Source organism: Rhodovarius lipocyclicus (genome assembly GCF_009900765.1).
In the GTDB taxonomy this organism is placed as follows: domain Bacteria; phylum Pseudomonadota; class Alphaproteobacteria; order Acetobacterales; family Acetobacteraceae; genus Rhodovarius; species Rhodovarius lipocyclicus.
Genome location: NZ_JAAABL010000009.1, coordinates 37,758 through 59,056, shown reverse-complemented (window position 1 = coordinate 59,056; position 21,299 = coordinate 37,758). Strand labels below are relative to the sequence as shown.

General features: G+C 70.5%; 21 protein-coding genes. 10 read left to right on the top strand and 11 right to left on the bottom strand.

The features are described from left to right. The first annotated feature begins 25 nt into the window (after positions 1-25). From GT007_RS09980 to GT007_RS09970, 3 genes are read left to right on the top strand one after another with little or no spacing between them, the layout of a single operon-like run. On the top strand, positions 26-337 hold the full coding sequence (locus GT007_RS09980; RefSeq protein ID WP_160121453.1) for a YggT family protein: 312 nt from the start codon (positions 26-28) through the stop codon (positions 335-337). Further along, positions 337-1,176, top strand: coding sequence for a bifunctional methylenetetrahydrofolate dehydrogenase/methenyltetrahydrofolate cyclohydrolase FolD (gene folD / locus GT007_RS09975; RefSeq protein ID WP_160121452.1), 840 nt, complete (start codon positions 337-339; stop codon positions 1,174-1,176). The genes GT007_RS09980 and folD overlap by 1 nt, the downstream gene beginning before the upstream one ends. Then, entirely contained in the window at positions 1,177-2,325 is a 1,149-nt protein-coding gene (locus GT007_RS09970; RefSeq protein WP_160121451.1) for an AGE family epimerase/isomerase, read from the top strand. Between the two features lie 7 nt (positions 2,326-2,332). Here the strand turns inward: GT007_RS09970 and GT007_RS09965 are convergent, their stop codons facing one another. The 4 genes from GT007_RS09965 to hpnA form a co-directional block, all read right to left on the bottom strand. Further along, on the bottom strand, positions 2,333-2,515 hold the full coding sequence (locus GT007_RS09965; RefSeq protein WP_160121450.1) for a hypothetical protein: 183 nt from the start codon (positions 2,513-2,515) through the stop codon (positions 2,333-2,335). Positions 2,516-2,598: 83 nt separating this feature from the next. Next, positions 2,599-4,599, bottom strand: a complete 2,001-nt coding sequence (gene shc, locus GT007_RS09960; protein WP_160121487.1) for a squalene--hopene cyclase — start codon at positions 4,597-4,599, stop codon at positions 2,599-2,601. Positions 4,600-4,712: 113 nt separating this feature from the next. Further along, positions 4,713-5,834, bottom strand: coding sequence for a glycosyltransferase (locus GT007_RS09955; protein ID WP_201451865.1), 1,122 nt, complete (start codon positions 5,832-5,834; stop codon positions 4,713-4,715). Beyond that, on the bottom strand, positions 5,831-6,826 hold the full coding sequence (gene hpnA, locus GT007_RS09950; protein WP_160121449.1) for a hopanoid-associated sugar epimerase: 996 nt from the start codon (positions 6,824-6,826) through the stop codon (positions 5,831-5,833). Before hpnA ends, GT007_RS09955 begins: the two co-directional genes overlap by 4 nt. 77 nt (positions 6,827-6,903) lie before the next feature. Here hpnA and GT007_RS09945 point away from each other — a divergent pair, with 77 nt between their 5' ends. Then, positions 6,904-7,497, top strand: coding sequence for an ABC transporter substrate-binding protein (locus GT007_RS09945; protein WP_201451864.1), 594 nt, complete (start codon positions 6,904-6,906; stop codon positions 7,495-7,497). Between the two features lie 80 nt (positions 7,498-7,577). Continuing rightward, positions 7,578-8,747, top strand: coding sequence for a Fic family protein (locus GT007_RS09940; RefSeq protein WP_160121448.1), 1,170 nt, complete (start codon positions 7,578-7,580; stop codon positions 8,745-8,747). 7 nt (positions 8,748-8,754) lie between these two features. Here the strand turns inward: GT007_RS09940 and arfB are convergent, their stop codons facing one another. The 3 genes from arfB to GT007_RS09925 are packed head-to-tail and all read right to left on the bottom strand — an operon-like array spanning position 8,755 to position 11,248. Beyond that, entirely contained in the window at positions 8,755-9,174 is a 420-nt protein-coding gene (gene arfB / locus GT007_RS09935; RefSeq protein WP_160121447.1) for an alternative ribosome rescue aminoacyl-tRNA hydrolase ArfB, read from the bottom strand. Then, complete coding sequence (gene eutC, locus GT007_RS09930) at positions 9,171-9,896, bottom strand: ethanolamine ammonia-lyase subunit EutC (RefSeq protein WP_160121446.1); 726 nt, start codon at positions 9,894-9,896, stop codon at positions 9,171-9,173. Before eutC ends, arfB begins: the two co-directional genes overlap by 4 nt. Further along, positions 9,893-11,248: an ethanolamine ammonia-lyase subunit EutB gene (locus GT007_RS09925; RefSeq protein ID WP_160121445.1), complete on the bottom strand. Its 1,356-nt coding sequence runs from the start codon at positions 11,246-11,248 to the stop codon at positions 9,893-9,895. The genes eutC and GT007_RS09925 overlap by 4 nt, the downstream gene beginning before the upstream one ends. Positions 11,249-11,324: 76 nt before the next feature. Between GT007_RS09925 and GT007_RS09920 the strand changes: the two genes are divergently transcribed. From GT007_RS09920 to GT007_RS09905, 4 genes are all read left to right on the top strand, one after another. Next, positions 11,325-11,861 (top strand): thiamine pyrophosphate-binding protein, encoded by a 537-nt coding sequence (locus GT007_RS09920; RefSeq protein WP_457852340.1) that lies wholly within the window; start codon positions 11,325-11,327, stop codon positions 11,859-11,861. Positions 11,862-11,865: 4 nt separating this feature from the next. Next, positions 11,866-12,465 (top strand): thiamine pyrophosphate-dependent enzyme, encoded by a 600-nt coding sequence (locus GT007_RS09915; RefSeq protein ID WP_160121443.1) that lies wholly within the window; start codon positions 11,866-11,868, stop codon positions 12,463-12,465. 9 nt (positions 12,466-12,474) lie between these two features. Then, positions 12,475-13,446, top strand: coding sequence for a hydroxyacid dehydrogenase (locus GT007_RS09910; RefSeq protein ID WP_160121442.1), 972 nt, complete (start codon positions 12,475-12,477; stop codon positions 13,444-13,446). A 114-nt stretch (positions 13,447-13,560) separates the two neighbouring features. Beyond that, positions 13,561-14,889: an MmgE/PrpD family protein gene (locus GT007_RS09905; protein WP_160121441.1), complete on the top strand. Its 1,329-nt coding sequence runs from the start codon at positions 13,561-13,563 to the stop codon at positions 14,887-14,889. Between the two features lie 242 nt (positions 14,890-15,131). On the opposite strand, the gene GT007_RS09900 is transcribed toward GT007_RS09905, so the two are convergent. The 3 genes from GT007_RS09900 to GT007_RS09890 are packed head-to-tail and all read right to left on the bottom strand — an operon-like array spanning position 15,132 to position 18,251. Beyond that, positions 15,132-16,634, bottom strand: a complete 1,503-nt coding sequence (locus tag GT007_RS09900) for a tannase/feruloyl esterase family alpha/beta hydrolase (RefSeq protein WP_201451863.1) — start codon at positions 16,632-16,634, stop codon at positions 15,132-15,134. A gap of 57 nt (positions 16,635-16,691) precedes the next feature. Further along, complete coding sequence (locus GT007_RS09895; RefSeq protein ID WP_160121440.1) at positions 16,692-17,747, bottom strand: cysteine desulfurase family protein; 1,056 nt, start codon at positions 17,745-17,747, stop codon at positions 16,692-16,694. 18 nt (positions 17,748-17,765) lie between these two features. Continuing rightward, positions 17,766-18,251, bottom strand: a complete 486-nt coding sequence (locus GT007_RS09890) for an Rrf2 family transcriptional regulator (RefSeq protein WP_160121439.1) — start codon at positions 18,249-18,251, stop codon at positions 17,766-17,768. Positions 18,252-18,654: 403 nt separating this feature from the next. Here GT007_RS09890 and GT007_RS09885 point away from each other — a divergent pair, with 403 nt between their 5' ends. After that, positions 18,655-19,323: an alpha/beta hydrolase gene (locus tag GT007_RS09885; RefSeq protein WP_160121438.1), complete on the top strand. Its 669-nt coding sequence runs from the start codon at positions 18,655-18,657 to the stop codon at positions 19,321-19,323. Positions 19,324-19,502: 179 nt separating this feature from the next. On the opposite strand, the gene GT007_RS09880 is transcribed toward GT007_RS09885, so the two are convergent. After that, positions 19,503-21,107 (bottom strand): ABC transporter substrate-binding protein, encoded by a 1,605-nt coding sequence (locus GT007_RS09880; RefSeq protein ID WP_201451862.1) that lies wholly within the window; start codon positions 21,105-21,107, stop codon positions 19,503-19,505. Positions 21,108-21,299 lie beyond the last annotated feature (192 nt).

Sequence of the window (21,299 nt, the reverse complement as noted above, 5' to 3'; positions counted from 1 at the left end):
GCGCCCTACAGGAGCCCCAAGCCCCATGCTGCTCAACGCCGTGTTCTTCCTGCTGCACGCCGTGCTGCAGCTGTTTTCCTGGGCCATCATCATCGCGGCGATCCTGTCGCTGCTGATCGCCTTCAACATCCTCGACACGCGCAACCGCATGGTGTGGTCCATCGCGGATTTCTTCCAGCGCGTGACCGAGCCGGTGCTGCGCCCGGTGCGCGACCGGATGCCGAATTTCGGCAATATCGACATCTCGCCCATCGTGGTGCTGCTGCTGATCCAGGCGCTGACCATCCTGGTCGCGGCCATCCAGACCAAGCTGATCACCAGCGGGCTGTATTTCTGATGACCGCGCGCGTCATCGACGGCAAGGCGGTCGCCGCCGAACTCCGCGCCGGGCTCAAGGCCCGCATCGCCACGCTGGGCTATGCGCCCGGGCTGGTGGTGGTGCGCGTGGGCGATGACCCGGCCAGCGGCGTCTATGTCCGCAACAAGGACAAGGCGGCGAAGGAAGCGGGCTTCAACTCCCGCACCATCCACCTGCCGGCGGATACGACGCAGGCGGCGCTGCTGGCGCGGATCGCGGAGCTGAACGCCGACCCCGCCGTGGACGGCATCCTGGTGCAGCTGCCCCTGCCGGCGCAGATCGACACCCAGGCCGCCATCAACGCGGTGGCACCCGAGAAGGACGTGGACGGCTTCCACCCCATGAACGCGGGCAAGCTGGCCAGCGGCCAGCCGGGGTTGGTGCCCTGCACGCCGCGCGGCGTGATGCACCTGCTGAAGGGCACGGAGCTGCGCGGCGCGCGCGCCGTGGTGCTGGGCCGCAGCCAGATCGTGGGCCGGCCCATGGCGCAATTGCTGCTGGCCGCCGACTGCACCGTGACCATCGCGCATTCCCGCACCCGTGACTTGCCAGCGGAGTGCGCCCGTGCGGACATCCTGGTCGCGGCCGTCGGCCGCCCGGAGATGGTGCGCGGGGATTGGGTGAAGCCCGGGGCGACCGTGATCGATGTCGGCATCAACCGGCTGGCCGATGGCCGGCTGGTGGGCGACGTGGCCTTCGCCGAGGCCGCGGAGCGCGCCGCCGCCATCACCCCGGTGCCCGGCGGCGTCGGCCCCATGACCATCGCCTGCCTTCTGGAAAACACGCTGGACGCCGCCATCGCGCGGCGCGGAGGCTGAATGCCCGATACCCAGGCGCCCACCGCCCTCCGCTCCACCCTGGCCCAGGCCCAGGACTGGCTGTTCCACCAGGCCCTGCCGCTGTGGTTTTCCGCCGGGCGGCACCCCGCCCATGGCGGCTATGTGGACCTGCTGGACGATGCGGGGCAGCCCCTGCGCGGCCCGCGCCGCAGCTTCGTGCAGGCCCGCATGGCCTATACGGCGGTGGAGGCCGGGCGGCTGGGCTGGGATGGCCCCTGGCGCGAACACGCCGAGGCGGGGCTGGCCCTGCTGCGCGGCGTGTGCCGCCACCCCCAGGGCGGCGTGGTGCACCGGCTGACCGATGACGCCCAGGTCGATCGCGCCGACCGCGACCTGTACGACCAGGCCTTCACCGCCTTCGCGCTGGCCGAATGCTCCGGCCCGCTGAACCGCCCCGAATTGCTGGATGAGGCGCGGGCGATGCTGGAATGGCTGGAACGCGACTGGGCGCGCCCGCCCTCAGGCCTGTGGGAGGGGGAGCTGCTGCCCCAGCCGCCGCGCCGGCAGAACCCCTATATGCACCTGCTGGAAGCCACGGTGGCGATCGCCCGGGCCTCGGGCGGGGCGGCGCCGGATATCGCGCGCGCCAACCGCTGGGCCGCCTTCGCGCGGGACACGCTGTTCGACCTGGAAGCGGGAGCCCTGCCCGAATATTTCGCCATGGACTGGTCCCCCGCCCCCGGCGAGGAAGGGCTGATCACGGAACCCGGGCACCAGTTCGAATGGGCCTGGCTGCTGTGCCGGCTGAAGGATGTGGGCGGCGACGACCACACCGCGCTCGCCCAGCGCATCTGGCGCCACGGCCTGCGCCACGGCATCTGCGCCACGCGCGGGGTCGCGGTGGATTCGGTGCTGTTGGACGGCACGCCCCATTCCGCCAAGGCCCGGCTGTGGCCGCAGACCGAACGCCTGAAGGCCGCCGCGGCCATGCATGCGCTGGGCCTGGCCGAGGGCACGGCGGACATCCCGGCGGCCTTCGCGGGGCTGAAGCTGTATTTCGCTAAACCGCCCCTGGGCAGCCTGTACGACCGCCTGCTGCCCGATGGCAGCTTCGTGGCCGAACCGGCCCGCAGCAGCTCCATGTATCACATCATCTGCGCGATCGCGGAGCTGCGGCGGGTGGCCTGAAGGCCGATCAGTTCGGCGTCACGCGGTCCACGGTGCGGTCCACGGCGCGGCCGGCGCGCTCCACCGGGCCGCTCGGCGGGTCCACCGTGTCGCGCACGCGCTCACCGAAGGTGCGGTTGGGGCCGTTGCAGGCGGCCAGCGTCGCCAGAAGCAGAACCGGCGCCAGCGCCATCACAATCTTACGCATCATGGGTTTCCCTGTTTCGCGGCCGGGATATTCCGGGGTCGCGTGCAGGGAAATAACCGCCGGGAAGGCGAATGGTTGCGGGGCTTTTACAGCCCCACGCTCACCTTCCGGCTGTTCCCGGTCTGCAGGTTCCGCAGCCGCGCCAGCGCCCACAGCGGGAAGATGCGGCGATAGCCGTGGTAGCGCAGGTAGAACACGCGCGGGAAACCCGTGCCCGTGTAGTCTTCCTCGTCCCACTCGCCCTCGGCGTTCTGGTGTTCCAGCAGCCAGCGCGCGCCGCGCGCGACCGCGGGGCTGTCCACCTCACCGGCCGCCATCAGCGCCAGCAGCGCCCAGGCGGTCTGGGAGGATGTGCTGACCCCCGGCCGGCTCAGCTCATCGGGCTTCGTGCCGCCACGACCCGGATAGGTGTCGCCATCCTCGCCCCAGCCGCCATCGGCGTTCTGGCGGGATTCGAGCCAGGCGACGGCCCGGCGCATGGCGGGGTGCTGGTGCGACAGGCCGGCCGCGTTCAGCGCCGTCAGCGCCGACCAGGTGCCATAGACGTAGTTGACGCCCCAGCGGCCATACCAGGCGCCATCCTGCTCCTGCTCGGCCAGCATGTATTCGACCGCTTCGCGCGCGGGGCGGGTGTCGGTCTCCTCCAGCTGCGCCAGCATGGCCAGGCAGCGGCCCGTCACGTCGGCGGTCGGCGGGTCCAGCAGGGCGCCATGGTCGGCGAAGGGGATGTTGTTCAGGTAGTGGTAGTTGTTGTCGGCGTCGAAGGCGCCCCAGCCGCCGCCCTTGGACTGCATGCCCACCACCCAGTCCCGCGCGCGGGTCACGGCGGCCTCGGACTTTTCGCCCAGAGGCGCGTGCTCTCGCCGGTAGCGGTCCATCGCCAGCGCGACCACGGCGGTGTCGTCCACATCGGGGTAATGGGCGTTGGCGTACTGGAAGGCCCAGCCGCCCGGCTTCAGGTCCGGCCGCTGCCAGGCCCAGTCGCCCACCACATCGGTGATCTCGCGCTCCGCCAGCCAATCGAGGCCGCGCTTCACGGCGTCGGCCGCCTCATCGCCGCCGGCCTCCAGCAGGGCGTGGCTGGCCAGCGCCGTGTCCCACACCGGGGACAGGCAGGGCTGGACATACACCTCGCCGTCGGTTCGCTCGCACACCAGCTTCTCGATGGCAGCCCAGGCGGTGACCACGCGCGGGTCGGTGTCGGGGATGCCCAGGCAATGGTACATCCAGATGGCGTTGGCCATGGCCGGATAGATGGCGCCCAGCCCGTCCTCGCCGTTCAGGCGCTCGGTCACGAAGGCTTCGCAGGCGGCCTCGGCGCGGGCGCGGTGGGTGCGGGGGAACAGGCGCTGGGCGCGCTGCAGCGCCCAGTCCAGGGCGCGGAACAGGGTGGCCCAGGGCTCCTGCTGATGGGCGCCGCCGGGCCATTCCTTCACTTCCTCGGGCGGCTGCACGAACAGTTCGCGCAGGTCGAACCCGATGGGGGAAAGCGGCTTCGGGCGGCGGGCGTTCACCACCGTCAGCGGCACCACCACGGTGCGGGCCCAGTAGCTGATCTTGCCGATATGGAAGGGGAACCAGCTGGGCAGCAGCATGATTTCCGGCGGGATCACGGGCACGGCGCGCCAGGGCACCATGCCGAACAGCGCCAGCGTGCCGCGGGTGAACACGTTGCTGCGGGCGGCGCCGCCCTTGGCCAGGATGGCGTCACGCGCGCGCTGCATGTGCGGCGCGTCCGGCGCGTCGCCGATCAGGCGCAGGGCGAAATACGCCTTCACCGAGCATGAGACATCCAGCACCCCGCCATGGAACAGCGGCCAGCCGCCCTGGGCGGTCGGTGCCTCCTGCTCCTGCAACCGGCGCAGATAGCGGCCGATCGCGGCCTCTCGCGCCGGGTCGGACTTGCCGAAGAAGCGCTGGAGCATGACGTATTCGGCGGGAATGGTGGCATCCGCCTCCAGCTCGAACACCCAATGGCCGTCGGCGTTCTGGCGGCTCAGCAGCGACTCACGCGCCTGGGTGATGGCGGCGTCGAGGATCTTGCCGCGCGGCGCCTCGGCGGCCGGGGCCAAGGCGAGTTCATGCAGTCTGGGCAAAACCGGAATCCCCTGAGAAATCACCCCTGATCGGCGTTTCTACGCCAGGAACGGGGCTTGTGCGAAGCCATAAGGCACCCCCGGGGTGCAACATGGCGGCTAGTTCACGGCCGCTTCGGCGCGGCCTCGCCCTTCCACATCCCGCCGCGCCCGCGATATTCGGCGATGGCGCTGTCGAGCGTGAAGAGCATGTAATAGAATGCGATGCCCGGCAGGGCCAGCCCGCGCCACACGCCCAGCCCATAGCGGCGCAGGGTGGGGGCATAGGACAGCACCATCCCCGCCCAGGCCAGCGCGCCCAGCGCCCGCGCCCAGCCGGGCCCGCACAGCGCCAGCAGCGGGGGCGCCAGGAACACCAGCGACAGCGCCGCCAGCATCCCCACCAGCAGGAAGGGGTTATAGCGCAGCTGCGCATAGGCGGTGCGGGCGACCATCTTGCGGATGGGCTCGACCGTCTCGCAGGCCCGCAGGGAGTGCACGCGCTCCGTCAGGCCCAGCCAGATGGGGCCCTGGCGCTTCATCACGCCGGCCAGGGTGCAGTCGTCGATCATGGCGCCGCGGATGCTGGCCAGCCCGCCCGCGGCCTCGAAGGCCGCGCGGCGCAGCAGCACGCAGCCCCCGGCGGCGGCGGCCGTGCGGGCGCGCGGGTCATTGGCCCAGCGGAAGGGGTAGAGCATCTGGAAGAAGTAGATGAAGGCCGGGATGAACCAGCGCTCGGCCGCGCTCTCGCAGCGCAGCTTGGCCATCAGGCTGACCAGCACCAGCCCGCCCGCCTCGGCGCGCGCCACCAGGCAGCGCAGGCTGTCAGGGGCGTGGGTGATGTCGGCGTCGGTGAACAGGATGTAGGGGGTGGTGGGCTTCGCGGCATCGAGGCCCTGTTGCAAGGCCCACAGCTTGCCGGTCCAGCCCTCCGCCCGGCCCTGGCCCTGCACCACCGTCAGGCGCTCATCGCCCGCCGCGCGGGCAATGGCGCCGGTGCCGTCGGAGGAGCGGTCATCAACCACGAACAGGCTGATCCGCCCCGGGTAATCCTGCGCCAGCACGGAGCGCACGGTGGCGGCGATGCTCGGCGCCTCGTCGCGCGCGGGGATGACGACGGTCACGTCCGGCCAATGCGCCGGATCGGCAGGCACCGCGCTGTCATCGTCGCGCCCGGTCCAGAACCAGCCGCGCGCGAACAGCAGAACCAGCCAGGAGACCAGGGAAGCGGCGGCCAGCCAGATCACCGCATGCCCTCCGCCTCGAACCAGGCCATCGCTTCCTCGACCGCCTGTTGCCAAGGGCGTGCCGAGAAACCCAGCACGTCGCGCGCGCGGGCGGCGGAAAAGAACATCCGGCTTTCGGCCATGCGCAGGCCATCCAGCGTCAGCATCGGCTCGGTGCCCGCGATCCGGCCCCATTGCTCGGCCACCCAGGCCATGGGGTAGAGCGGCGCGCGCGGCAGGCGGAAGGGGGCGCGGCGGCCCTTCAGCTTCGCGATATGGCCCAGCAGTTCGGCCAGGGTCACGTCCTGGCCGCCCAGGATGTGGCGTTCCCCGATGGCGCCGCGTTCCAGCGCCGTCACGATGCCCGCCGCGCAATCCTCGACATGCACCAGGTTCAGCCCGGTCTCGACATAGGCCGGCATGCGGCCGCGCATGGCTTCCAGGATGATGCGCCCGGTGGGCGTCGGGCGGCGGTCCCGCGGGCCGATGGGGGTGGAGGGGTTCACGATGGTCGCCGGCAGGCCCTGCTCGGCCACCATGCGCTCCACCAGGCGCTCGGCCTCGGTCTTGCTGCGCTTGTAGGGGCCGATGGCCTGTTCGGGGGTGGCGGCATCGGCCTCGGTGGCCGGGGCGCCGTCCGCGCGCGGCTTCAGCGTGGCGACGGAGGAGACATGGGCGATGCGCCGCACCCCTGCCCGCAGCGCGGCCTGCATCAGCGCCCGGGTGCCGTCCACATTCACGGCGAACATGCGCGCGGGGTCGGGCACGAAGATGCGGTAGTCGGCCGCGCAATGGATGACGGCGTCGCAGCCCTCCAGCGCCAGGCTCAGGGAGCGGTGGTCCGTGAGGTCGCCGGGCACGAAGGCGACGGGCACGCCCTCCAGCACCTTCTGCGGGGTCTCCGGCCGGGCGAGGACGACGACGCGGTGGCTGCGGGCCACCAGCGCCCGGGCCACGGAACAGCCCAGGAAGCCAGTGCCCCCTGTCAGCAGCGTGGTGAAGCTTTCGTGCATGGCAGCCTTGTGGCGCGACGCGGCGCCGGGGTCCACCCTCGATTCATTCCAGGGTGAATGCTATATTTATGTTCATGTTGTCCCGACGCACGGCCCTGATGGGCCTTCCCCTGCTCAGCCTGCCGCTGTCCGGCCTTCCGGCCCGCGCGCAAAGCCCGGCGGCGGTGATCGAAACCTTCCACGCCACGCTGCTGGATATCATGCGCAACGCCCAGCGCCTGGGCCCACGCGGCCGGTATGACAGGCTGGCCCCGGTGATGTCCCAGGTGTTCGACCTGGCGGCGATGACGCGCATTTCCGTGGGTCCGCCCTGGACCGGCTTTTCCCCCACCGAGCAGCAGGCGCTGACCGAGGCGTTCTCCCGCTGGTCCATCGCCACCTACGCCGCGCGGTTCGACGGTTTCGCGGGCGAGACCTTCACCACCCAGGGCGTGCAGAGCCTGCCGAACAACGACCAGCTGGTGCGCAGCACCCTGAACCGCACCGGCGGGCAGGATCCGGTGGTGCTGAGCTATCTGGTGCGCAACGGGCACGTGGTGGATGTGTACCTGACCGGCACCATCAGCGAGCTGGCCAGCCGGCGCAGCGAATTCGCGGGGCTGATCCGTGAGGGCGGGGCGACGCGGTTGACGCAGGAATTGACGCGGCGGGCGAATACGCTGCTGGGGTAAGGTTGAATATGGCGGCCAGAATTAAAGGTTGACCAAATAACCTTTAACATGACCAGCCAAAGCGTGCCATATTCAAGGTTATGGACCGCTCCAGGCTCTGCCCCGCCATCCTGAACAGGCTGGAACGGCTGCCGCCGCCCCATGGCCATGCCTATGGGGTGGTGCCGCCGCCACCGCCGACCGGGATGCTGGACCTGCTGCCCGCCTTGCCGGCGTTGCAGCGGGCGGCGGGGGCCCTGGCCCGTATCCAGGCCCTGGCCGGCACCCTGCCCGATACCTTCCTCATCAGCCGCATCCTGCCCCGGCAGGAGGCCGTGAGCTCCAGCGCGGTGGAAGGCACCCACAGCACGCTGGACGAGCTGCTGGGCACCGAGGAAGCGGAGGCACCGCCACCCGGCCCCTCCATGCAGGTGCGCGATTACGCGCTGGCCTTGCAGGCCTTGCTGCCGCTCGCTGGCAGCCAGGGACCGGCCCTGTTCACTCGCCCCCTGATCGAGGAGCTGCACCGCCAGGTGATGGCGCATGACCCGGACTATCGCGACCTGCCCGGCGCCCTGCGCGAACAGGTGGTCTGGATCGGCGGCGGGGGGGATATCGGGCGCTCCATCTTCAACCCACCGCCGCCGGCGCGGGTCGCCGCCTGCCTGGAGGACCAGCTGCGCTACCTGCGCCGAGAGGACGACCCGCTGGGTCAGCACCAGGCGCTGGTCACCCGCATGGCCGTGGCGCATGCCCATTTCGAGGCGATCCACCCCTTCCGTGACGGCAATGGCCGGGTGGGGCGCCTGCTGCTGCCGCTGATGATGGCCGCCGAGGGCCAGGTGCCGCTGTATCTCTCGCCCTATATCGAGACGCACCGGGCGGACTACATGCAGGCGTTGCAGGCGGCGCAGCAGCGGCTGGAATGGCATGTGCCGGTGGGCTTCCTGGCGGAGGCCGTGGCCGCCACCGCCGATGCGCTGGTCCGCACCCAGGCCAGGCTGCAGGCGCTGGGCGCGGAATGGCGGGCCCGGCGGGTCTTCCGCGCCGGCTCGGCCGCGCGGCGCGCGCTGGACCTGCTGCCGCATTATCCGGTGCTGACGGTGAAACGCCTGAGCGCGGAGCTCGGCGTCTCCTTCCCCGCCGCGGCCCTGGCCGTGCGGCAGTTGCAGGAAGCGGGCATCCTGCGTGAGCGCACGGGTTATGCCCGCAACCGCCTCTATGCGGCCGAGGAAGTCCTGGCGATCTACCGGGAGAAGGCGGAGAGCTGAGCCCGCCTCAATCCATCGGCGCCCGCCGCATCTTCTTCGTCGCCGAATCCTTCGCCTTCCCGGCCAGCCGGCGTTCCTTGCTGCCCTTGGTCGGCTTGGTCGCGCGGCGGATGGGCGGGGGCGGCTTCGCGGCCTCCCGCAGCAGTTCCAGCAGGCGTTCCAGCGCGTCCACCCGGTTGCGCTCCCGCGTGCGGAAGCGCTGGGCGGTGATGATCAGCACGCCATCCTTCGTCATCCGCCCGCCCGCCAGGGCGATGGCGCGGGGGCGGATATCCTCGGGGATGCTGGGGCTGGTGCCGAGCGGGAAGCGCAGCTGCACCGCCGTCTCCACCTTGTTCACATTCTGCCCGCCAGGGCCGGAGGCGCGGAGGAAATCCTCCTCCAGCTCCTTCTCATCCAGGCGGATGCGGCGCGTGACCTGGATCATGGGCCGAGCAACGGCAGGTTGGGCGATTCATCCTTCAGCGCCACCCCCGTCTCACCCTGCTCCATCGCGGCGCGGACCAGCCAGGCCAGTTTCGGCGCGGCCTCGGCGGGGGGCATGCCCTCGGGGCGGATATTGCTGATGCAGTTGCGCTCGGCGTCGGTGCGGCCGATGCGCGGCGCCCAGGTCAGATAGCAGCCGAGCGAATCCTGCGCCGACAGGCCCGGGCGCTCCCCGATCAATACGGCGACGGCGGCGGCCCCCAGCGCCTCGGCCACCGCGTCGCCCAGCGCCACGCGGCCCTGGGCGGCAACCACCACCGGGCCCAACGGCAGGGGCAGCAGGGGGGCCACGGCGCGGATCAGCGCGGGGGCATGCGCCTGCACCCCCGTGGCGCACAGCCCATCCGCCACCAGGAAGACCAGGCTGCCGGGCGCCTTGTGATCGGCCAGCATCGCGGCATCATCCGGGTGCAGCCTGCGGCCCAGATCGGGGCGCAGCAGGTATTCGCGCCGGTCCCGCGCCTGGCTGCGCACGCGCAGCACGGGCGGCGGCAGCGCGGCCTCCAGCGCCGGCACATCCAGCACCGACCACACCGCGTCCCGCGCCGCGGCGTGCGCGGCGTTGAAGGCGAGCTGCGCCGCACTCGGCTGCGCGGTGCCGACACGGCCCAGCCCCACCCGGGCGGGGGTGAAGCGGCGCAGGCTGCTGGGAAGCTGGCTCATGCCAGGCCGATCAGCGCGGGCGACAGGGCGGCGGGGATGGCCTCCCCGGCGCCGATGCCCATGCGGTCCATCCAGGCCTCGAATTCCGGCGCCGGGCGCTTGCCCAGCACCGCGCGCGCATACATCCCGTCGTGGAAGGAGGTGGACTGGTACGCCAGCATCACGTCATCCGCGCCCGGGATGCCCATGATGTAGGTCACGCCCGCGACGCCCAGGCAGGTCAGCAGCGTGTCCATGTCATCCTGATCGGCCTCGGCGTGGTTGGTGTAGCAGACATCCACCCCCATCGGCAGGCCGAGCAGCTTGCCGCAGAAATGGTCCTCCATCCCCGCGCGCAGGATCTGCTTGCCGTCGAACAGGTATTCGGGGCCGATGAAGCCCACCACCGTGTTCACCAGCAAGGGCGCGTAGCGGCGCGCGACGGCATAGGCCCGGGCCTCGATCGTCTGCTGGTCCACGCCGTGATGCGCGTTGGCCGACAGCGCGCTGCCCTGGCCGGTCTCGAAATACATCACGTTCTCGCCGCGCTTCAGGGCACGGGCGGCGTCATGCGCCTCCCCCAGCAAGGCCAGCGAGACGCCGAAGCTCTCATTCACCCCCTGGGTGCCGCCGATGGACTGGAACACCAGATCGACCGGCGAGCCGCGCTCCATCGCCAGCAGGGTGGTGGTGACGTGGGACAGCACGCAGCATTGGGTGGGGATGTCGAAACGGTCCCGCACCTCGTCCAGCATGGACAGCAGGCGCTGCACCGTCTCGATATTGTCGGTGGCGGGGTTCACGCCGATCACGGCATCGCCCGCGCCCATCATCAGCCCGTCCAGCACGGCGGCGGCCACGCCGCGCGCGTCATCGGTCGGGTGGTTGGGCTGCAGCCGGATCGACAGCCGCCCCGGCAGGCCGATGGTGTTGCGGAAGCGCGTGGTCACCCGGCATTTCTGCGCCACCTGCACCATGTCGCTGATGCGCATGATCTTGCTGACGGCTGCCACCATCTCCGGCGTCAGGCCCGGGGCGAGGGCCGTCAGCGCCGCCGTATCCGCCTGGCCCAGCAGCCAGTCGCGCAGGCCGCCGACCGTCAGGTGGGCCACGGGCGCGAAGGCCGCGCTGTCATGCGTGTCCAGGATCAGGCGCGTGACGTCATCGGCTTCATAGGGCACCACGGCCTCATGCAGGAAATGCCGCAGCGGCAGGTCGGCCAGCGCGTATTGCGCGGCCACGCGCTCCGCCGCGCTGCCCGCCGCGACACCGGCCAGCGCGTCGCCGGAGCGGAAGGGCGTGGCCCGCGCGAGCAGCGCGCGCAGATCCTCGAACACGTATCGTGTGCCGCCCAATGTGTGCGCGAATGCCATGGCGCCATCCTGCCCGCTCTGGACAAGCCACGCCAGCGGCGGGAAGCTGTCCGGACAAGCAAGACCGGGGGAAATGGTGAGCACGACGACAAGTGCGGCCACCGATTGGCCAGAAACCATCTATGCGCTGCTGAAGCAGTATAACGTCCGGCAGGTGGCGCTGGTGCCCGATGCCGGGCATTCGCGCCTGATCAAGCGCTGCATCGCCGACAACGACATGAACGTCGTCACCCTCACGACCGAGGAGGAGGGCGTGGCCATGATGCTCGGCGGCTGGCTGGGCGGGCAGCGCGGCGTGCTGCTGATGCAGTCCTCCGGCGTCGGCAATTGCATCAACATGCTCAGCCTGGGGGCCCTGCACCGCACGCCGATGCCCATGCTGGTGACGATGCGCGGCGACTATGGCGAATTCAACCCGGCCCAGGTGCCGATGGGCCAGGCGACCCAGACCGTGCTGGAAGCCATGGGCACGCTGGTGAACCGCGCCGACAAGGCAGAGGACATCGGCGCTAGCGTGGAGGCGACGCTGAAATTCGCCTTCAACACCTATCGCCCCACCGCCACCCTGATCGGGCAGCGGATCATCGGCGCCAAGACGTTCGGGAAGGACTGAGCCCATGCTGACGGAAAGCGGCAAGCTGCATCGCCGCGCGCTGGTGGGCGCGGTGCTGGAAGGCCGGGGCGACCTGGCGGTGGTGGCGGGGCTCGGCGCCCCCGCCTGGGACATCACGGCGGTGGGCGACACGCCCCTGAACCTGCCTTTGTGGGGCGGCATGGGCGGGGCGGCGATGATCGGCCTCGGCATCGCGCTGGCGCAGCCGGAACGCCCCGTGCTGGTCATCACTGGCGACGGAGAGATGCTGATGGGCGTGGGCGCGCTGGCCACCATCGCGGTGAAGGCGCCCCGCAACCTGACCATCCTGGTGCTGGACAACGAGCATTACGGCGAGACCGGCATGCAGGAAACCGCGACCCATCACGGCGTGGACCTGGTGGCCATGGCCCAGGGCGCCGGCTTCAAGACCACCCAGCGGGTGAACACGCCCGAGGACGTGCCCGCCCTGCGCCGCGCCATCCACGCGAAATCCGGCCTGGTCTTCGCGCTGGCGAAGATCGACGCGGCCTCCCTGCCGCTCGTGCTGCCCCCGAGAGAGGGCGCGGTGCTGCAGGCGCGGATGCGCGAAGCCATGCTCGGCCCCCAGGCCGCTTTCGAATAAGGAACCCCGATGCCCCATATCGTTCTGCTGCGCGGCGTCCATCAGGACGCCATCGCCCGCATCGAGGCCGAGCCCGGCTACACCTGGGAATCCGTGAACCCCGACGACCGGGGCGCGCTGGAAAAGGCCATGGCCGAGGGCGACGCGATCATCGTGCGCGCCACGCCCATCAATGAGGACTTCCTCTCCATCTCGCCGAAGCTCGGCATCGTGGCCCGCCATGGCGTGGGCTATGACGCGGTGGACGTGCCGCAACTGACCAAGCGCGGCATTCCGCTGACCGTGACCGCGCTGGCCAACGCCCTGTCGGTGGCCGAGCACGCGCTGGCGCTGATGCTGAGCCTGGCCAAGCAACTGCCCACCTTCGACACCAACACCCGCGCCGGCAAATGGACTAACACCGACGTGCCCACCTGCTGGGACCTGGCGGGGCAGAAGGTGCTGATCGTGGGGTTCGGCCGCATCGGCGGCAAGGTGGCGAAGCTGTGCAGCGCCTTCGACATGCAGGTGCTGGTCCACGATCCCTACGTGCCGCGCAACACCATCGTCGGCCAAGGCTACACGCCCGTGAAGCTGGAGGAAGGGCTGGCGCAGGCGGATTGGGTGACGGTGCACTGCCCCTCCAACGCCGAAACCCGGGGCATGGTGAACAGCGCCTTCCTGGGCGGCATGAAGAAGGGCGCGCGCCTCATCAACACCGCCCGCGGCACGCTGGTGGAGGAACAGGCGCTGGCCGATGCGCTGACCTCCGGCCATATCGCCGCCGCCGGGGTGGACGTGTTCTGGGATGAACCCGTGAAGCCGGGCAACCCGCTGCTGCACGCGCCCAACATGATCGTGACGCCGCACAGCGCGGCGGCCACCGTGCAGTGCATGCGCCGCATGGGGCTTTCCTGCGTCGAGAGCATTGTCGGGCACTTCAAGGGCGAGCTGGACCCCGACATGGTGATCAACCGGGAAGTGCTGAAAAGGAACGATTAAAGTACCTTCTTTTTCTGAAGAAAAAGAAGCAAAAAGACTTTATCAGTTTGGGGTGACCTCAAACTGATAAAAGTTTTTTGGTTCTTTTTTACAAAAAAGAACAAGGATCTTCTTATGCCTGAGGCCCCGCTCGTTTCCACCAATCCATTGCTAGCGCTGGCCGCCCACGCCGCCACCGTACAGCCTCCGCGCCACGCGGTGCGCCGCGCGATGGTGGACTGGTTCGCCTGCCTGGTACCCGGCGCCCGCCGCGCGCCCGGCACGCTGATGGCGGCCGCCCTGGCCGGGGAACGGGGCGCGGGCCGCGCCCGCTGCTATGTGGATGGGGAACTCTCCGGCATCCGCCACGCGGCGCTGCTGAACGCGGTGGCCAGCCACACGGTGGAATTCGACGACATCCACCGCGACTCGGGCCACCACCCCGGCAGCGTGACCATCGCCGCCGCCCTGGCCGCCGCCCAGCACCACGGCGCCAGCCTGGAGACCCTGCATCGCGCCATCACGGCGGGGTATGAGGTCGCCTGCCGCATCGGCATGGCCGTGACCCCCAGCCATTACAAGAACTGGCACACCACCGGCACCGTCGGCACCATGGGCGCGGCGGCGGCCGTCGCCGTCATCCTCGGCTGCGAGGAGGAGAAGATCGCCCACGCCATCGCCCTGTCGGCCACCATGGCCGGCGGGTTGCAGCAGGCGTTCCGGGGCGACGGCATGTCCAAGCCGCTCCACCCCGGCCATGCGGCCGAGGCCGGAACCCTCGCCGCCCTGTCCGCCGCCGCCGGCATGACCGGCGCGCTGGACGTGCTGCACGGCCCCGTGGGCTTCGCCGCCGCCACCAGCGACAGCACCGGCCGCTGGGATCTGGCCCTCGCCGGGCTGGACACGCCGGTGATCGGCCAGATCACCTTCAAGAACCACGGCTGCTGCGGGCACATCTTCCCGGCGCTGGACGCGGTGACGACCCTGCGCGCCGCCTATGGCTTCGGCGCCGAGGACGTGAAGCGCATCCACATCGCCGGCTACAGCGCCACCAAGGACGTGACCGACCGCCCCGACGCCCGCACCGAACAGGAATGCCGCTTCTCGGCGCAATACTGCATGGGCGCGCTGCTGGTCCTCGGCGGCGTGCGGCTGGCCGCCTTCGAGCCCGCCAACCTGGTGAACCCCGCCATCCGCGCCGTGATGCCGCGCGTCAGCGTCAGCCTCAGCCCCGAACTCGCCAGCGCCTACCCCCGCCGCCGCGCCGCCCAGGTGGAGGTGGAACTGAACGACGGCCGCGTGCTGACCCACCATCAGCCGACCCGCAAAGGCGACCCCGACATGCCGCTGAGCGATGAGGAACTGTCCGCGAAATTTCGGGAACTGGCCGTGCCGGTGCTGGGGGAAGACGCGGCGGAGACACTGCTGGCGCGGCTGTGGGTGGGGGAGGAATTGCCGGAGTAGGGCCGCCAAGGGGCTCCGCCCCCTGGCCCCCCCCGGCAAGGGGCGCCGCCCCTTGCATCCCCGCAAAGGGTTGTAGCAACCCTTTGGACCCATGAGTTTGGCGCTGACCTTGGCAGGTCGGGCGCCAATTATATTATAAATATCAATAAGAAACACCTCCCCAAGGTCGGCGCCAAACTCCTGGGGTCCAGGGGCCTTTCGGCTCCTGGCGGGGGAGCGCGAGGGGGCAGCGCCCCCTCGCATCACTCCGCGCAGGCAAAGTTCCCGTTGTTGTACCGTGCTTCCCGCGGCCAGGGGCACACCGGCCGGCTCCAGCGCGGTTCCGTATTGCGGGTGGTCATGATCGACGCCGGTGCTTGGCCGCGTTCCACCCAGTTCTCCAGCGCGGTCAGCGGGTCCAGCCCGGTTTCGTTGATGCCGGGCCCAGCGGGGGACAGGCCGCAATGGTCGAAGCCCGGGATCATGAACAGCCGCGCGAACTGGTCCATCTCGGCGCGGCCGCCGGCGGCCTGGGTGGCGGCCTCGAACCATTCCACGGTGCGTTCGGGCGTCACGATCGCATCGGCCCAGCCGTGATAGACGATCAGCCGCCCGCCGCGCTGGCGGAAGCGCGCCATGTCCGGGCTGGTGGCGTTGTACAGCGCGGCCATGGGCGCCAGCCGGGCGGGGTCGCGCTCGAAGTCGAATTGCGTGATCTGGTAGGTCTCGCCCGGGTCGTCCTGGAAGGCCATGTAGCGCAGGAAGTTCAGCGCGAAGGCCGGGTTCACGGCGGGTGCCGTGGCCGAACCCGTCAGCCAGACCGGCCAGAACGCCTCCGAGCCCAGGGGGATGCCGCCCGGGTAGAGCTGCTGCCCGGCGGCGTTGCGCGGGCCCTGGTACCAGGCGCGCAGCACGCCCACCTCGGCGGGGTTGAGGCATTGCTCGCCGCTGGTCCCGGCTGGGCATTGCAGGCTGGCGGGGTCGAAGCGGCAGGCGCGGGGATTGTTGATCAGGCCATCCGCCAGCCCGTCGGCGGCGTCGCAGGCCTCGGTCACGGCGCGGCGGATCAGCGGCACGCGGGCGTGGGTCAGGATGGGCCGGCCCTCGGCATCCATGTTGGCGCGGGTGGTCCAGGCCAGGAAGGTGGCGACGAGGCCCGTGTAGTCCAGCGCCGGGGAACCCGCGATGATGCCGTCGAAATCGTCGGGGAAGCGCTGCGCCTCGATCAGCGCCTGGCGGCCGCCGGTGGAACAGCCGGCGAAATAGGAGCGCTCCGCCCCGCGCGTGTAGAAGGCGGCGACCAGCGCGCGGGAGGCACGGGTGACCTCCGGAATGGCGCGGGTGCCCCAGTCGATCTCGCCCTGGCGGTTGTTCCAGGCCCAGCGCGCGTCGGTCGCGCCGGCGCCCCAATGGCCGGCATCGGTGGTGGCGGCGGCATAGCCGCGGCGCAGGCCGAAATTCATGGCGTTGGTGAAGTTCGGCCGCTCGCTCAGCACCTGGCCGCAGAAGCCGCCGCAGCCCACCATGTAGAACTTGCCGTTCCAGCCGCTGACCGGCAGCCGCAGCTCGAAATTGATCGCGGGGCGGACATAGCCCAGCACCCGGCAATGGGCGGGCAGCCCATCGCGCTCGGGCACCAGCGTGGCGGAGAGCAGGTTGGTGTCAGGGATCGCCATGCCGGCGAGGGCCGCGCAATCAGTGGTCTGCGCCTGGGCGCCGCTGGCCATCAGCCACAGCGCGGCGGCCAGGATGATCCTGGTGAACATCGCTTCCTCCCGTCATTTTTCCGCATCCTGGCCAGGATGCGGGGCGGGAGGCAATCCCTATCGGCGCAGCCGCTGCGCCATCGCGCGATAAGCCGCCAGGAAGCGTTCCGCCGTATCCTCCGGCGCGTCCCATGGCAGGGAGACGCGGATGGCCTGGCCCGCCCCCTCCCCCAGCCCCATGGCCAGCAGCACGTGCGAGCGCGAAACCTTGCCCGAGGAACAGGCCGAACCGGAGGAAACGCACACCCCAGCCTGGTCCAGCAGCAGCAACTGCCGCTCCGCCGAGACACCGGGCAGGATGACGCAGCTGGTGTTGGGCAGGCGGGGCGCGGCCTGGCCCGCGACCAGCGCGCCCTCGGGCAGGCCGGCCTCGATCGCGTCCCGCAGGGCGGCGATGCGGGGGTCCGGCACCGCGAGGCCCGCCGCCACGCCCATGCCGGCGATGGCGGGCAAGGGCTCGGTGCCGCCGCGCCTGCCGCGTTCCTGCCCGCCGCCGGTGATGATGGCCTGGGGATGCAGGCCCGGGCGCAGCAGCAGCGCCCCCGCCCCCATCGGCGCCCCCAGCTTGTGGCCGGAGATGGCCAGGCTGTCCCACCCGGGCGGGATGGCGATGCGGCCCGCGGCCTGCACGGCATCCACATGCAGCAGCGCGCCATGGGCGCGGCACAGGGCGGCCACCTGTTCCAGCGGGTGCAGCACGCCGGTTTCGTTGTTGGCGGCCATTACGGCCACCAGGGCGGGTTCGCCTTCCGCCAGCAGCGCCTCCAGCGCCGCCAGGTCCAGCGTGCCATCGGGCTGCACCGGGATCTCGGTGTGGGGGATGGCGCGGATGGCCGGGTGCTCGGTGGCGCCGGCCAGGATGCGGCGGCCGGCGGAAAGCCCGCGCAGGGCCAGCGTGTCGGCCTCCGTGCCGCCGGCGGTCAGCACCGTGTCGGCGGGGATGCCGCCGAAGGCGCGGGCGATGGCCTCACGCGCGTCCTCCAGCACGCGGCGGGCGGCGCGGCCGGCGGCGTGGATGGAGGACGGGTTGCCCGCCACCCGCATGGCCGCCAGCGCCGCGTCCAGCGCGGCGGGGCGGGGCGATTCGGTGGCGTTGGCGTCGAGGTACAGCATGCGCGGGCAGATGGGCCCTCAGGCGCGTTCGGGCAATTCCTGCTTCAGCGCGGGCAGCGGCGCGCCCGCCCGGCCGGAGACCCGGCCATGCAGCACATCGGCCACGCTGATGCCCTCCAGGAAATGCTGCACATGCAGGTCCAGCTCCTGCCACAGGCGCTCGGTGCGGCAGGGCTCGCCGGTCAGGGCCTCAGAGCCCTCGGTGCGGGTGAGATAGGGTTCCTCCACCGCCTCGATGATGCTGGCCACGGTGATCTGCTGCGGCGGGTTCACCAGGCGGTAGCCGCCCCCGGGCCCCCGGGTGGAGGTGACGAGCCCCGCGCGGCGCAACGGCCCGAACAATTGTTCGAGATAGGCCAGGGACAGCATCTGGGAGGCAGCGATCTCCGCCAGCGACACAGGGGGCTTGCGGCGGCCGGGCGGTGGGGCGGGCGCGGTGGCTTCCCGCGCCGCCAGCTCGACCAGCGCCATGACGGCGTAGCGCCCCCGGGTGGAGATGCGCATGGGCAGCGAACCTTTCGTGCTAATCCGGCCGTGCTTTTCCTGGCATGCGCCGGGTGGAACCCAGCCATGCACGCGGCTGGCTGAATCCATTAGAAAACGCGGCTCGGACTCACTATCATTACAACAGCTTTGGAACGGACACCGCCAAAGCGACCCTTTCAGCCTGGCCCAACGCGCTTTGCCCTGCGAAGGCTATGGTCCTGTTCATGCGCCGTCAATCGGCCGGATGAACGAGGGTTCCCATGAACGCCCCCGAAAAAGAGGGCGCGTGGATGGTGTCCACCCGCATGCGGCGGCGCGCGGGCCGGAAGAGATGTGCTTCATCACCGCGGCCCTCCAGGGGGCTGCGATGGGCACCTGTTTTCCGGCGCGGCCCGCCCCAGAAAATGGATGCCTGGGTTCGATGCCTGAAGTGATGTTCGCCGGCCCTGATGGCCGTCTCGAAGGCCGTTACCACCACGCCAAGCGTCCCAACGCCCCCGTCGCGCTGCTGCTGCACCCGCACCCGCTGCACGGTGGCACCATGAACAACCGCGTGATCCACGCGCTGTTCCAGCGTTACCAGGCCATGGGCTTTTCCGTGCTGCGGTTCAATTTCCGCGGCGTCGGCAAGTCCCAGGGCCGTTATGATGGCGGCATCGGCGAGATCAGCGATGCCGCCGCCGCGCTCGACTTCCTGCAGGCCGTCAACCCCGCCGCCAGCATGCTGTGGGTCGCGGGCTATTCCTTCGGGGCCTATGTGGGGATGCAGTTGCTGATGCGCCGGCCCGAAATGGGCGGGTTCGTCTGCATTTCCCCGCCTGCCAGCCACTATGATTTCGGCTTCCTGGCCCCCTGCCCCTGCGGCGGGCTGGTCGTGCATGGCGAGGATGACGAGTTGGTGCCCGTCGGCAGTGTCTCCAAGCTGGTGGAGAAGCTGAACACCCAGAAGGGCGTCTCGATCGACTACCGCACCATCGGCAACGCCGGGCATGTCTACACGCCCGAGCAGGTGGAGCGCGTGACCGATATGGCGCAGGACCATGTGCAGGCCATCATGGGCAAGTCCCGCATGGCGCTGGCCGCCGACTGAACGGGTCTGCGGCCCGGAAAAAACCCGCCGGGGGCAGCCCCGGCGGGTTTTTTTGTTGCCTGTAGCCCGCCGTTTCCGGCCGCAAGCGGCCGGCGGTGCCCATCAGGCAGCGCCACCGGGCGCTCCCCTCGGCGCGCCGTAAGCCAAGCGCGCGGATGCGCGCGCCCGGTGCCCGAGGGCTAGGACAAGGTTATCGGCGTCAGGTCCTGGTACCAGCTCTGGGCCTGTACAAAGCCCTGCACGCGCCGCGCCAGGCCGCGCGGGTTCACGTCATGCACCACCCACAGCCACATCGCCTGGTCCACCAGCCGGCTGTGCAACTGCGCCAGGATGGCGTTCTGGGCGTTCACGTCGAAGGTGCGGCGCGCCGCCTCGCACAAATCGTCGGCCACCGGGTCCTGGTAATTGCCCCAGTTGAAGCCGCCCACGATGCGCCCGCGGCCATAGGCCGGGCCCAGCAGCCCAATATCCGGGTCCCAGAAGCCCCAGGAATTGTTGATGCCGTGCATGCCCCGGTTTTCCGGGCCCTCGGCACTGGCGCGGCGGCGGGCGCGCAGCGCCTCCCAGTCCATCACCTCGAATTCCAGCTCGATACCGACGGCGCGGAAATCCTGCTGGATCGCCTCGTTCATCGGCAGCGGCTGCATCTGGCCGGAGCCGGAGGGCGCGATGATGAACTTCGTCCGCACCGGGTTGGCGCGGCTGTACCCGGCCTCCGCCAGCAGGCGGCGGGCCTTGTCCGGGTCGTACTCGATCTTGAAGCTGGGCGCGCCGAACCAGGGGTGGTTCTCGTTCACCATGCCCTTGGCGGCGATCGCCAGCCCCCCCAGCATCTGCACCATGGCCGGGCGGTTGATCGCCAGGTTCGCGGCCTGACGCACCCGCACATCCCGGAACGGACTGTCCGGCAGCATGGACAGCTGGTGGCACCAGATATGCGGATAGGCGTTGGTCACCACCTGGTGCCCGGCGGCGCGGATGCGCGGCACGGCGTCGGGCGGCGGTGCCTCCACGAAATCCACCTGGCCCGACAGCAGCGCCGCCACGCGCGTCAGCGCATCCGGCATCGGGATCAGCGCCAGGCGCTCATGCTTCGGGCGGCGGGCCTCGTTCCAATGGTCGCCGAAACGGCGTGCCTCCAGCCGCTCGCGGGGCACGATGCGCTCCACCACATAGGGCCCGGTGCCGGAGGGGTTGGTCGCCACGCGCTCCCAGTTCTGCCCCATCTCACGCCACCGCGCGGGAGAGGACATGAACACATTGGCCAACAGATACGGGAAGACGGCATCGACCGTCTTGGTCTCGACCTCGATGGTCGAGGCATCCTTCACCCGCCAGCGGGCGATGTTGGTCGAATACAGGCTGCCCTGGGCCGCCTGCATGCGGTCGAACTGCGGCGCGTCGCGGTCGATCAGCTTGCCCAGGTTGAAGGCGACCGCTTCAGCATCGAACAGGCTGCCATCATGGAACCGCACGCCGGAGCGCAGGTTGAAGGTCCAGGTCTTGCCGTCATCGGCGACGGACCAGCGCTCGGCCAGGCTGGGCTTCAGCGCGGCGGCGCGGTCGCTGCTGGACAGGTCCCAGGCGATCAGCGGGTCATAGACGGTGATGCCGCCGAAGCGGTTGCCCTCGGCGCCCTGGCTGGGCTGGCCGGTGATCAGGGGGATATCGGCGACCGTCATCGCCACGCGCAGCGTGTTGGCGGCGGCGGGCTGCGCCTGCCCCTGCGAAAGCGGGGCGGCGGCCATGGCGGCGCCCCCCAGCAGCATATCCCTGCGGTTCATCCGGTCTCTCCTGTGCTGGGGGCAGGCTCGCGCGGCGGGCGTGGCGCGCGCAACGCGCCGCGGGCGCGGAATCGGCGCCGGCAGGCGCGGGTTGCCTATGGGCCGGGCAGAGCGGCGGCAGCGCTGCCCAGCGACATCCATCCAACCGTCACGATTCCGACAAACGCACGCAATGACAGCGCTGTAACCCGC